Raw genomic sequence first — 13,119 nt, forward strand, 5'->3', positions numbered from 1 at the left:
TTTTTGTTTATTTTATCAACGTTTAATATTTGACAGCTAATAACCGCAATCTATCATCCCGAGGAACGAGGGATGAAAAAAATGTGCAAACTAACTTTGGGTAAGCTTTGTCAAAGTTTTAAACTTTGACAAAGCTATCAAGTTGTTTTTATTTTACAGCTTCTATTTTCGCTTTTACGTCAGCTTCTGTACCTTCAAAAACTTCTGTTGTTGTTGTGCCGTTTTCGGTTTTCGTTACAGTTCCAACTGTTACACCATTGGTCGTAGATAAATTTACCTCAACTCTGTTTTTGCTGTATTTTCTTGTATCAAAACAATCTGTTTTTTGATTCGGATATTTCCCGTTTGCATCGTAATGCGCCAAACATTTTGCCGTTTCTTCTGCAGAACATCCTTTTTCTTTGCACATTTTAATACATTCTTCTTTGGTTAGCATAGCTAAATTTCCGCATTTAGAAGGAGTTCCTGCATGCATTTCCATTTTACAGCAAGCACCTTTTTCTGCAATTCCTGAAGTTGAATGTCCTTCTCCTAAAATTGGAGCAATTACCAATCCGATCAAACAAGTTAATTTAATTAAGATGTTCATTGAAGGTCCTGACGTATCTTTAAACGGATCTCCAACTGTATCTCCGGTTACTGCTGCTTTGTGTGCATCAGAACCTTTATAAGTCATTTCACCATTAATTAAAACTCCGGCTTCAAAAGATTTTTTAGCGTTGTCCCAGGCTCCTCCGGCATTGTTTTGAAAAACTGCCCATAGCACTCCTGAAACTGTAACGCCGGCCATATATCCTCCTAACATTTCAGCAATCAATTGGTTGTTATCTCCATAAACTAATTTTCCTAATAACACAATTGCAATTGGGAAACCTATTGTCAAGATACCCGGTAACATCATTTCGCGTAAAGCGGCTTTTGTCGAAATCTCAACACATTTTCCGTATTCAGGTTTTCCAGTTCCTTCCATAATACCCGGAATTTCTTTAAACTGACGACGTACTTCGTAAACCATATCCATTGCCGCTTTTCCAACAGAATTCATAGCCAAAGCTGAGAAAACCACAGGAATCATCCCACCAACAAATAACATTGCCAGAACTGGCGCTTTAAAAATATTGATCCCGTCAATTCCTGTAAAAGTTACATACGCTGCAAATAATGCCAATGAAGTTAATGCTGCAGAAGCAATTGCAAAACCTTTTCCGGTTGCTGCGGTTGTGTTCCCTACTGAATCTAAAATATCGGTTCTTGTGCGAACTTCTTTTGGTAATTCGCTCATTTCGGCAATTCCTCCGGCATTGTCAGATATTGGCCCAAAAGCATCAATTGCTAATTGCATAGCCGTTGTTGCCATCATGGCAGAAGCCGCCAACGCAACTCCGTAAAATCCTGCTAAAGCATACGAAATCCAGATTGCAGCAGCAAATAATAATACTGTTGGAAAAGTAGAGATCATTCCTGTTGCCAAACCTGCAATTACGTTTGTCCCTGCTCCTGTCGAAGATTTTTGCACAATCGCCATAACCGGTTTTGTGCCTAATCCTGTATAATATTCTGTTACTGATGAAATAGCCCCACCAACAATTAATCCGACCAATGTGGCATAAAAAACTCGCAGTGACGAAATTTGTTGAGAACCTTCACCAAAAAATTCCATTGTCATTACTTCTGGAAGCATATATTTTACTAAAAAGAAACAGGCGATTGCCGTTAAAACAATCGATACCCAATTTCCAATATTTAATGCTTTTTGAACTTGTGCTTCTTTAGCATTTTCATCTGTGATTTTTACTAACGTAGTTCCGACAATCGAGAATAAAATTCCGAAACCTGCAATTGACATTGGAAGCAAAATTGGTCCGATTCCACCAAAGACATCCTGGATATTTCCACCCATATCTTTGATCACATAGTTTCCTAAAACCATTGCAGCCAAAACAGTTGCCACATACGACCCGAACAAATCAGCCCCCATTCCGGCAACGTCTCCCACATTATCTCCTACGTTATCTGCAATTGTCGCAGGATTACGAGGATCATCTTCCGGAATTCCGGCTTCTACTTTACCTACTAAATCAGCACCAACGTCGGCGGCTTTAGTGTAAATTCCACCACCAACTCTTGCAAACAAGGCGATAGATTCTGCTCCAAGTGAAAATCCTGCTAAAGTCTCTAAAACCTTAGTCATATCTTGAGATGAAGTCCAAACTCCATTCATGAATATCTGAAAGAAAATAATAAAAAAACCTGTTAGCCCTAAAACTGCCAAACCTGCAACGCCTAAACCCATAACGGTTCCGCCTCCAAAAGAAACTTTTAGAGCTTGCGGTAAACTTGTACGAGCAGCTTGTGTTGTTCTGACATTCGTTTTAGTTGCTATTTTCATTCCCATGTTTCCGGCTAATGCTGAGAAAAATGCGCCAAAAATAAAAGCTACTACTATTAATATATGTGTGGTAGGAACGATAAAAGAAATTCCCGCTAAAACTAAACTTGCAGCAATTACAAAAAAGGTTAGTAATCGATATTCTGCTTTTAAAAATGCGAGGGCGCCTTCGTAAATGTGATCTGAAATCTCTTTCATCTTTCCGTCGCCTGCATCTTGTTTTAAAACCCAAGTCCTTTTTATTCCCATGAAAAGTAATCCTAAAATTGCCATAACAATTGGCAAGTAAATCATAAATGCATTCATAATCTAGTAATGGTTTTGGTTAATAATCAACAATCTAACTAAACGAATTTAAACAAAAAAGCAATACTCCTGACGGAGTATTGCTTTTTTTATAATAGAACAGGGTAAAAATTATTTAATACTAAATAATCCCTCTGGTTTGTTTTCGATATCGTTAAAACGTTTTGTACACTCAGCAATAATTGCAAAAGCTTCGTTTACGTCTCCCCAACCTTCTACATCTACTTTTTTGTTTTCAAGATCTTTGTACACCTGGAAGAAATGCTCGATTTCTTTTACTAAGTGTGGATTCATATCTGAAAGGTCATTTAAAGAATTCCAGATTGGATCTGAAACCGGTACACAAATAATTTTTTCATCCGGTCCTTTATCATCAGCCATGTGGAAAACACCAATTGGTTTTACTTCCATAACACATCCTGGAAAAGTTGGTTCGTTTACTAAAACCAATACATCAAGAGGATCTCCATCAAGGGCTAAAGTTTCAGGAATAAATCCGTAATCAGCAGGGTACATCATTGAAGAGAATAACATTCTGTCGAAACGCATTCTTTTGATTTCAAAATCGTACTCATATTTATTTCTGCTTCCTCTTGGTATTTCGATTAATACATCGAAAGTTGTTAGTTTGTCTGCGGTCATTTTCGTTTTTTATTATTTCTATAATTGCGATTGCAAAAGTAACTAAACAATCCTTTTTTACAATAAAAAACTGCATTAATCTGCCTACTTTTCTTTTAAATAACAGACAGTTAATATGTAATTTTCCTATTTCGCTTATTTAGGTAATAATGCCATAACAAATATGTTGCATAAGATCGATATGGCTTCCATTGTTGGGCATGAATTTCCATTTCTTGTTTATCATGAATATCAAGTAATTCTTTGATTGTATTTACGACTGCAATATCGCCTAACGGAATCAAATCAGGCTCTTGTAAACAAAACATCAGATAAATATCGATAGTCCAATTTCCAATTCCCTTTAATTTGATCAATTCTTCCCGAACCTGTTGCGCCGACTTTGTAGCCAAACTTTCAATATCCAGTTCCTTGCTTAAAACTGCATCAGCCAGAATTTTAATATATTTTGTTTTCTGACGACTTACACCAAGACTTCTGAATTCTTCATCTGACAAAACCGACATTGTTTCCGGGTTGCAAATTGTATACGCTTTGATCTTTAAGAATGTGGCTTTCGCCGAATCTATAGAAACTTGTTGCTCAAGAATAAGCAATACCAATGTTTCAAAACCTTGAGGGCGTTTTGGAATGGGCGGTAATCCATACTTTTCTATAATTTCCTGAAAGATTGGATTTTTAGTTGATAGAAAATCGATGGCTTCTTGCATACCTAAGAGTTTTTAGCCCCGATAGAAGCGGTATCCTTTTTCTAGCTTCTTTAGCTAGGAAAAGATACAAGCGGATACCGGGAATAGCTTCTAAAATTAAATAAAAAAATCTCGAAAAGGCGCTAAGTTGCGAAGTTTTTTGCACTCAGATTTTGCAGATTTAAGCCGATAAACGCAGATTTTTAATTTCAATCGAATAAAAAAAATCTGCTTAAATCTGTAAAATCTGCGTGAAATAAATTCAACTGCATTTTTAAATAAAATGACAAAAACGCCAAACTGCAAGAATAAAAACTTAGCGGCTTGGCGTCTTTGTGATATAACTTTATTTTATTAGAAATAGAATCCAAAAGATCCTTTTACAGCAAATTTATTAGCATCCGGAGTATTTAGATAACTTCCTCTCCAAGAGAAATCGATTCTGAAAACCTTAAAGATATTTCCAATTCCGGCATTGTATTCCCAATAAACATCCTCTGGTGCATTATAAGGCTGATCTGAAGCATTTATTGCTCTATTTGCAGCAGAAATAGTTCCGTGAACTGCTTTTACACCAACAAATTCTCTCCAATTCAGTTTTCTCATAAAAGGGATTCTCGCAAATAATCGTCCCCCAAAATCGTGATTCCATTGCAGAGTTGTGTATTGGTCTGTTATGAATTCGTAGAAATTTAAGTTACTAAACGTATTTTCGATAGTAAAATAAGTTTGGTTTCCGGGAATTACACTCATTAATCCCAGCGGAATTGTTCCGAAAGTTTTTCCTGTTTCCAAAATAATATTTGATCTTCCTAAAGGCCCGATAATAATTGGCTGTTTATAGAATACTTGTATTTTTTCGTAAGCAAAATCACTGTTTAATACTCCTTTTAAACCATAACTAAAGTTTACAAAGAAATGACTAAAAGGACTATCTACAAGATCTCTTTCTACCCCAAACCCAATTGTTTTACGGTTTGGCATAAATTCGAACTGGATATTAGCTTCTGATTGTGTTACGGCACTTTGCACAACTCCTGCCGGATTCTCTGCAGTGGGCAATGTACTGTAATAATTTAAACTAAAGGTTGGTGAAGCTGATTCTAAAGTACGATATGAAAGTCCCGCCTGAACAACAAAGTTTTTCATTGGCTCCATTTCAACCGAAATATTACTCAAATTAATATTGGTTAACTTTCCGTTGCTTCCAGTTGTAAACAGGGCTGAAGAAGCAAAACTTCGGCCTAAAATGTCGTTTGTTGTGGTTAAACTGGCTCCAATTTGTTCAATATCACGCCTGTTTCCTCCAGAAATGATGACTCTTTTTTGTTTATCTACCATCCATTTCCCTGAAACTCCGTATTTGAATTTACTATCATCAAAACCATAGGCTGTATAAGCTTGTATACGCCATGGATCATTTGGTCCAAAATACGTTCGGCCTCCTACTCTTAATCGTAAACCTTCGACTTCGTTGTAACCAAACGTGGAAAATATAGGTCCGAAATCAAAGTTTTTAAACTCGACATAGCCGCTTCCTAAAATCGAAACAAGACTGTATAATTGTTTAAATCGCTTGACGGTTTGCAACGTGTCAAGCATTTTATAAATTCCGGCTTCGTCTTTATTTAATTTTTCGAAACGATTTTGTTCCCAGAATTCAGGTGGCCTGTCATAGACAGCATTGTCTATATAATTGACTTCTTCTTTGTAAAATTTCTCCGGTTTTGGAATATTGAATTTATGATTTCGGTATAATGTCGTACGTTTTCCATAAACACCTTTTGATTTTTCTTTTTTATTTAAAGCAAAATCAGACATCATGTAATCGCGCGTCAATAGAAAAACAGAATCATTTTCTACCTCAAATTCCTGTTCGATATAAATATCTTTTACCCAGTTAATATTGGCGCTTTTAGTAACACCCATATTAATTTTTTTGATGGCAAAAGTGGAATCGTTTACCCAAAAATCTCCTTTAAAGGTTAATTCGTTTTTTCGCCTTGGATAAAAAACAATATTATAACACCATTTTTTATCAATAAATGCACTGTCTTTTAAAACATAATTATAGACATCAATTCCGGTTTTTGAAAGCGGGCTTGTAAAACTTTTATCAAAAAAAGTAAGGTGATTATCGTAAATATTATAATCTGAATAAAGATCTTTTACGAATGACAAAATCTGCTGATTTCCATTGAAACCAGACATCTTGTTTCCTGTAATATTCTCTTTTACTTTCTTTAATTTGTTATCGCCATAAACATCATAAACCGATTCATTGATAAAAATAGGCAAATAGGTTTTCCCCGTAACATCTGATGTATCAACATGATCAAACACAAACTCCATTCCTTTAAAGAGTTTATTTTTCATAAAAGCACTATCGATCGTGTTCATATCGAACTCGACTTTCTCGTACTTTTGCATTTGATATTGGTTGAAAAGATACAGACCGTTTTTACGTTTTCTTTCCCAGATTTTTCTCAAAATATCTAATGCGGGGTTGTTCTTTTTAGATGTTTTCCCGGTAAAAATTACAACTTCATTAAGTGCCTCGGCTTCGCCTAAAACAATTTTAAAATCATAATTTACAGCTTTTTCTAATGGAACTTCTTTGTCTGAAAATCCTGCAGATGTAACTAGTAAAGCTGTGTAAGTATTTGGTGATTCAAGATAAAAACGCCCATCTTCATTAGAAACTATTCCGGTGTTTGATCCTTTAAAAACAACATTCGCAAACGGAATAGGCTGATTTGATTTATCCAAAACAATTCCACTCACTTTCGTTTGTGCAGTAGCAATAGTCGCAAATGCGAGTACCAAAAATAGACTAAGTAAAATTATTCTTTTCATTGTCTGGACAAAAAAAAACTTCATCAATTAACTATGAATGATGAAGTTTTGTGAGTATTTTAAATTTGTATTATTTGTATAATACTTTTTTAACTGCTTTTACTACATCACCTGCATTTGGCAACCAGTCTTTTAATAATACTGGAGAATAAGGCGCAGGAGTATCTGCAGTTGTAATACGTTGAATTGGCGCATCAAGGAAGTCAAAAGCCTGCTCTTGAACGATATATGTAATCTCAGAAGAAATACTTGCAAATGGCCAGGCTTCTTCTAAAATTACTAAACGATTTGTTTTTTTAACAGATTTAAGAATTGCATCTTTATCCATAGGACGAACGGTTCTTAAATCGATAATTTCGCATGAAATACCTTCTTTAGCTAATTCATCAGCAGCAATAAAAGCTTCTTTAATGATTTTTCCAAAAGAAACGATAGTAACGTCTTTTCCTTCACGTTTAATATCAGCAACTCCTAAAGGAATTGTGTATTCTCCGTCTGGCACTTCACCTTTATCACCATACATTTGCTCAGATTCCATAAAAATTACAGGATCATTATCACGAATTGCAGATTTTAAAAGTCCTTTAGCATCATAAGGAGTTGATGGCACAACCACTTTTAAACCTGGAGTGTTTGCAAACCAGTTTTCTAAAGCCTGAGAGTGTGTTGCTCCTAATTGACCTGCAGAAGCAGTTGGTCCGCGGAAAACGATTGGCACATTAAATTGTCCCCCTGTCATTTGACGCATTTTAGCAGCGTTATTTATAATTTGATCAATACCTACTAAACAGAAGTTGAAAGTCATATATTCAACAATAGGACGACAACCGTTCATAGCTGATCCTACTGCAATTCCTGTAAAACCAAGCTCAGCAATTGGAGTATCGATTACTCTTTTTTCGCCAAACTCAGCAAGCATTCCTTTTGAAGCTTTATATGCTCCGTTATATTCTGCAACTTCTTCGCCCATTAAATATATGGATTCATCGTGACGCATTTCTTCGCTCATCGCTTCACAAATGGCCTCTCTAAATTGTATTGTTCTCATATTTATATTGTATGTTGAATTTTCTGAAGAGCAAAAATAAATATTTTAAATAACTTAAAAGCATAAATTGAATTTAAAATCACTCGAAGTTCTTTCTATATTTAGGTTTTAACTTTTTAAACTTAATTGTGATATTTACGAAATCGATGTAACGTTGGTTATTTCGCTTGTGAAAACCATTTTTTAGAAAAATTTTATTTTATCTTTTTAACGTCGGTTATCTATTATTCATTCAAAAATGATGATACTTAAAAAGTAACAAATAAGGGCTATTTCAGATTTTATATATTTATTCTTAAAATGACTTTCAAAAAACAAAGTTTATAACCTCAACATTCCCTCTTTTTTATACAGATTATAATTTATCTTTTATCAGTCACTATCTTTTTACAAAATATCCTAAACTGCAACTTTAGCCCTATCCTCAAAGCTATGTTACATAATAAGTCATTATAGTGCTACCGCTATCGCGCTGCACTATAAACTCATTATGTAAAATATCCACGTTTTCTTAAGACCTCTCCCAATTCCGACGCTTCTGCCCCCGCACTTGGATTTGTTTTTTATTTTGCTCAATCGCCGCAAAACGCTAAGCATTTTTTTTGAAAGAATGCCAGGAATTTAACTTTTCAAGTACAACTATCAGCGGGGCATTCTCCCCAAAAAAAATGCAGATCTCGTTTGTGTTTGGAATTTCTAAAACATAAAAAACCTCGCCAATTGGCGAGGTTTAATTCTTTTATTCTTTGTCGATTTACTTTGTCTCACGAGCGGATTTCTCTAATTGCTTTTTTCTATAAGCATCTAATGCAGATACTTTGCTTTCATCTATTTCAAGATATTTAAGAATCCTAGCCAAAAAATGATTTGATACGTATTGACCTCTAGAATTAGTTATAAAATATTCACTATTAGGCTTAAGAATAATACCTGTTGAAAGAATATTAATATATTCTTCTACTCCATCTCTATCTCTTCTCATAAACTCAATAACAATAGTTCCATCATAAGGTCTTGTTTGTAAATTATTCTCTTGCTTCAAGGATAATAATTCGTTACAAAGAGAAATTATTTCTTTTTTGTCTTTAATTCTATACTCTTCAAGTCCTCCAAAACTATCTGGAGTTCTATTTTGTACATGTATCTCACGTACAGAATCTAATAACTCCCTATTAATACCATCTTTTGCACTATTACAGCTTATTAAAAGACATAACAAGCCAAACAAATAAATCTTATTCATAATAATTACTCTTTTTTAGGCCCAGGAAGAATTGATAAACCTTCTATTAATTTAGCTCCAGATAACCCAACATTCTTGTTATCTCTTTTTCCTCCGAAAACCTCCTTAGATTTACCAAATCCAGCAGAAACACCAATATAAGACCCATCCGAAGCAGTAAATAACGAACCATTAAAAATACCAGCACTACCTCCTATTGAGCTCTCAAGTCCCTGAAAAGCAAACCTATCAAATTTCTTATAGTTATTATCAGTTTTATAAATTAAACTAAATCCTAATCCCGCACCAATTTCTAAAGAATAGGAAGCTTTCTCAAATCCAATATCAAATCCGCTTTTAGAGGGAGCATAAAAGAACAAACCTCCTTTATCTGGACCTTCAAGAGGCGCAACTATACCTAATGTTCCTCCAACATTTACTCCTCCTGCGTGTAATTCGGCTGTCATATTGAATCTTACGGCATCAGGTTTACCAGTAGCTGCAGCCCAAAAATCTAGCCCATACAAAGTTGTAGGTTCCATTGGTGCCCTACTAACTGGATAAGTAGGAGCTGCAATATTTTTTGAATAATAATCAATATTATATAGACTGGATTTCATTACAAGGGTTTGTCTATATTTATTAGACAGAGGATCCCATCCCCATAAAATAATATCATTTGGAGCTTTTCCATCAGGATCAACAAACCTAACAGGGTTATTAAGCGCATAAGCATAAGAACTTACACCTTTAAATTTTTCAGCTAATGGATCAACAGATATAAATATTCCCAATTTAGGATCTTGATACCTTGCACCAAAATAATACATTCCAGTTTCTCTGTCCAGTTCTTTGGAAGTAAACAAATACGGTGTATTCCACTTAGCATTCTTCTCCTCTAAAAAAACTTCCCCGAAAGGTACGTATTCAACATGTTGTACAACCTCTCCATCTAAGTTGCTAATATACGAAGAACTTCCCAAATGATCTGGGTGATAATAAAATTGCTGTAACTCTGCATTATCATTCTTCCCAGTCATTTTCCCTGTTGACGAACCACCCGAAGTAGTTCCTCCGGAAGGATTACAGCAAAATCCAAGTCCGTTTACATAATCATTATTATCCAAACCATAGTAAGGAACGTCAAGCGAAGCATAATTTGCTTTAACTGTTTCTAACGATTTTTTGTATTTAGTATCATAATCTACTTTTACACCAGAGAATGATTCTCCTGCTTTCTCTACACGTCGCGGATCTGCTCCGTAACTGTCGAAATCTTTAAGTTTAGAAACGATTCTTTGGCTTTTCATTCTAATTGGTTTCTCAAACTTATTATAAAAGCAATGCCGAAAAAGGCTCTTAAAGTTTTATTTATAATAGATTAAGGTCGAAACAAGACATAAAAAAAACCTCGCCAATTGGCGAGGTTTCTCTTTTATTCCTATTCAAATCAATTATCTTTTCCATTTTCTAAAACATATTGTCTGTATGCATCTGCGGCTAACCTTATTACAGTATAAGCATTTAAAATTTCCTTACTTTCTTTTAATACTTTCTCTGAAGCTTTAAACCAAACAAAAGGTATACCGTCTACTTCTTTAGAAGGTTGAAAAGAATACAAACCATCTGTTTGGTTTGTAACCACTAGCTTTTTTACAGCTTCTGCGTGATTTACAAGTATTTTGATTTCCTCGCTCTGTTCTATCTTTTCTAATAATTCGGGCTGATTAATAAATCTAGGCTCTGTTAATTCTATCACCCTTAAAAAATCTAAAACTGATTTTTCATCACTGCCATCCCACCAAATATCACGAGAACCTTTAACATTTATATTGTCTTCAGGATAAATAGATCGCTCTTCCTCGGTTAAAAAATGCCCGGGTCTCTTATAACTTTCGTTTGGTATATCTCCCCATGTGGCACCAATTATAGTGCTTTTTGATAAATAAAAATCTCCCGTAAAAGCACTATCATAATATCTATGAATTGTTAGCCCAAAAGTTAAATATAAATTTTGGCTAATTTTTTTAATAAATAATCCTTGAAAACCACTTTTTGTATCTTTAAATTCGGTAAAACCTAAAACTTCCAATTTAGGTTTTACCAATTTTATTAATTTTGCTTTAGATAACTTCATTTAATCTTTATTTTTTGGACCAATATAAGTGGGTGAACCTGGTTGGTAAGCTGGATTATTAGGATCGTAAAATATCTTCTCTGTTTTATGTCCGTTCTTTTTCATTAAGTTGTCTCTTGTCTTAGCTGATTTTTGACCTGATGGCGTATTAGGTTTAATAATTACCGCAGTCCCATCAGATTTAACAGCGTCTTTACGAACATTCCTTCCTTTTAATGGAACTTTTTTCTCAATATCTGTAGCATTATCAAGAGCTTTTAATTCCGCTTGAATTTGTCTATGAGCCTCTTGCCCTGTCACCGCAGTTTTTTTCAGCTTGGTCATTTTATTGACATCACCAGCCTTATCAACCGCTTTAACAATGTTTTTTGCACCTCTGAGTTCAGATAGGAACACCATTCCTAAAGCTCTATCCCATCCGTTTAATTCATTTCCAGCAGAATCATAACCAATAATACCTTCTATAAAACCTTTAGCGTCTCCAACTACAGGCATGAAATCAATAGTTGTTGAAACTTGTGCTCCGGAAAGTCGCTCCGTTGGAGGAGTCATATAATAAATCTGCTTCCCGTTTGGATCAATTAATACAACAGGGTTCTGGTAGCAATATCCGTAAGTATTTAAGTTTTTACTGTTAAAAGCCCCTCTGTTATGATCTCCATCATAATAAAACTCTTCTTCCATTACTGGATTATAAACAGCAAGCGGATCAACAGAATCCCAGATGCTATACTTAGGATCATAATATCTTGCACCATAGTAGTACATTCCCGTTTCTTTATCAAGCTCTTTAGCATTGAAAAGATACGGCGTATTCCACTTAGCATTCTTCTCTTCCAAGAAAACTTCCCCGAAAGGTACGTACTCTACATGCTGAACAACCTCTCCGTCTAAGTTGCTAATATACGAAGAACTTCCTAAATGATCAGGGTAAACAAATACGGTGTATTCCACTTAGAATTCTTTTCCTCAAGAAAACTTCCCCGAAAGACACATGTACTCTACATCAATTCTATTTTTCAAAATCCCTCACTAAATCAACATTATACCTCCAAATTTTTACTTTGCCTTTTTCATTCACTAAAATCATTGTCTCGATAGTTTCAGCACTAGTGTATTTTACATCATAAACTAATAAATATTGCGTTTTACTATCTGTTCCTATTGCTCGAGCTGTTTTCCATTCTTTCAACGAATAATCTTTAAAATCTCCTAGTTTTTTTTCTTTCTGTACCAAAAACAATTTAAGTTTCTCTCTCTCTGCTTGATTTTTGTAAATAGAGTCACTAAACAATCCTAAGGTATTTTCTATTTTTTTACCTCCTATAGCCGAATAAAACAAAGCGGCTGTAGATTCTGCATTATCTTTTTCTACTTTTTCATCTTTGAAATTTACATTTGCACTAAAATTACAACTTGATAAAACTAAAACTCCCCAAAAGAAAATAGTAAATTTATTTTTTTTTATTTTATTTATAAATTTTACCATCACATTCAAAATTAAAATTCAAAACTGTATCTTGTTTATGAATACTAAAGAGAAGTTCACCTTTCTTTTTGATAATAGTGTCGCCAATTTTGATGTGGTCGCTATAAAGTGACCACCATCTATCACTTCTTGCAGAATTACAATCACATTCTTCTTTCGTAATGGGATTAATTCCTTTATAATCAAATTTACTATCTCTAATACCTGGGATTTTTTTAACAATTAACAAACACTCATCTCCTTTTAAATCTTCGGCTTCCTCTTTACAATCGCCCATAGGACCACACGAAAATAAACTCATACAGATCCCTATTAAAATACAATTTTTCATAATTTTTACC

General features: G+C 34.4%; 11 protein-coding genes. All 11 read right to left on the reverse strand.

Annotation, left to right across the window (positions count from 1 at the left end; genetic code table 11):
* Positions 1–148: 148 nt before the first annotated feature.
* The 11 genes from AC4FQ3_RS07805 to AC4FQ3_RS07855 all read right to left on the reverse strand — a co-directional run bounded on the left by AC4FQ3_RS07805 (position 149) and on the right by AC4FQ3_RS07855 (position 13,109).
* Positions 149–2,695, reverse strand: a complete 2,547-nt coding sequence (locus AC4FQ3_RS07805) for a sodium-translocating pyrophosphatase (protein ID WP_073394892.1) — start codon at positions 2,693–2,695, stop codon at positions 149–151.
* A gap of 111 nt (positions 2,696–2,806) precedes the next feature.
* Positions 2,807–3,337 carry an inorganic diphosphatase gene (locus AC4FQ3_RS07810; protein WP_042566140.1) on the reverse strand — a complete coding sequence of 177 codons (531 nt, stop codon included), beginning with the start codon at positions 3,335–3,337 and terminating at the stop codon, positions 2,807–2,809.
* A gap of 110 nt (positions 3,338–3,447) precedes the next feature.
* Entirely contained in the window at positions 3,448–4,047 is a 600-nt protein-coding gene (locus tag AC4FQ3_RS07815) for a DNA-3-methyladenine glycosylase family protein (RefSeq protein WP_042566139.1), read from the reverse strand.
* Between the two features lie 333 nt (positions 4,048–4,380).
* Positions 4,381–6,882 carry a DUF5686 and carboxypeptidase-like regulatory domain-containing protein gene (locus AC4FQ3_RS07820; protein WP_491181492.1) on the reverse strand — a complete coding sequence of 834 codons (2,502 nt, stop codon included), beginning with the start codon at positions 6,880–6,882 and terminating at the stop codon, positions 4,381–4,383.
* Between the two features lie 70 nt (positions 6,883–6,952).
* Positions 6,953–7,930 (reverse strand): pyruvate dehydrogenase complex E1 component subunit beta, encoded by a 978-nt coding sequence (locus AC4FQ3_RS07825; RefSeq protein ID WP_042566137.1) that lies wholly within the window; start codon positions 7,928–7,930, stop codon positions 6,953–6,955.
* A gap of 754 nt (positions 7,931–8,684) precedes the next feature.
* Entirely contained in the window at positions 8,685–9,173 is a 489-nt protein-coding gene (locus tag AC4FQ3_RS07830; RefSeq protein ID WP_491181493.1) for a hypothetical protein, read from the reverse strand.
* A gap of 5 nt (positions 9,174–9,178) precedes the next feature.
* Positions 9,179–10,462 (reverse strand): RHS repeat domain-containing protein, encoded by a 1,284-nt coding sequence (locus tag AC4FQ3_RS07835; protein ID WP_491181494.1) that lies wholly within the window; start codon positions 10,460–10,462, stop codon positions 9,179–9,181.
* Between the two features lie 140 nt (positions 10,463–10,602).
* The gene (locus AC4FQ3_RS07840; RefSeq protein WP_491181495.1) at positions 10,603–11,259 is read right to left on the reverse strand and encodes a hypothetical protein; all 657 of its coding nucleotides are present in this window, start codon (positions 11,257–11,259) and stop codon (positions 10,603–10,605) included.
* Between the two features lie 30 nt (positions 11,260–11,289).
* Positions 11,290–12,243, reverse strand: coding sequence for an RHS repeat domain-containing protein (locus AC4FQ3_RS07845; RefSeq protein ID WP_491181496.1), 954 nt, complete (start codon positions 12,241–12,243; stop codon positions 11,290–11,292).
* 58 nt (positions 12,244–12,301) lie between these two features.
* Positions 12,302–12,778, reverse strand: a complete 477-nt coding sequence (locus AC4FQ3_RS07850; RefSeq protein ID WP_491181497.1) for a hypothetical protein — start codon at positions 12,776–12,778, stop codon at positions 12,302–12,304.
* Entirely contained in the window at positions 12,759–13,109 is a 351-nt protein-coding gene (locus AC4FQ3_RS07855; protein ID WP_491181498.1) for a hypothetical protein, read from the reverse strand. The genes AC4FQ3_RS07850 and AC4FQ3_RS07855 overlap by 20 nt, the downstream gene beginning before the upstream one ends.
* Positions 13,110–13,119 lie beyond the last annotated feature (10 nt).

It is taken from the genome of Flavobacterium sp. AK-345 (assembly GCF_058310175.1).

Excerpts from the sequence above, each read along its gene's own strand:
- AC4FQ3_RS07810 (WP_042566140.1), bottom strand. The coding sequence starts at position 3,337 with ATGACCGCAGACAAACTAACAACTTTCGATGTATTAATCGAAATACCA.
- AC4FQ3_RS07830 (WP_491181493.1), bottom strand. The coding sequence starts at position 9,173 with ATGAATAAGATTTATTTGTTTGGCTTGTTATGTCTTTTAATAAGCTGT.
- AC4FQ3_RS07855 (WP_491181498.1), bottom strand. The coding sequence starts at position 13,109 with ATGAAAAATTGTATTTTAATAGGGATCTGTATGAGTTTATTTTCGTGT.
- AC4FQ3_RS07825 (WP_042566137.1), bottom strand. The coding sequence starts at position 7,930 with ATGAGAACAATACAATTTAGAGAGGCCATTTGTGAAGCGATGAGCGAA.
- AC4FQ3_RS07820 (WP_491181492.1), bottom strand. The coding sequence starts at position 6,882 with ATGAAAAGAATAATTTTACTTAGTCTATTTTTGGTACTCGCATTTGCG.
- AC4FQ3_RS07835 (WP_491181494.1), bottom strand. The coding sequence starts at position 10,462 with ATGAAAAGCCAAAGAATCGTTTCTAAACTTAAAGATTTCGACAGTTAC.
- AC4FQ3_RS07850 (WP_491181497.1), bottom strand. The coding sequence starts at position 12,778 with ATGGTAAAATTTATAAATAAAATAAAAAAAAATAAATTTACTATTTTC.
- AC4FQ3_RS07815 (WP_042566139.1), bottom strand. The coding sequence starts at position 4,047 with ATGCAAGAAGCCATCGATTTTCTATCAACTAAAAATCCAATCTTTCAG.
- AC4FQ3_RS07805 (WP_073394892.1), bottom strand. The coding sequence starts at position 2,695 with ATGAATGCATTTATGATTTACTTGCCAATTGTTATGGCAATTTTAGGA.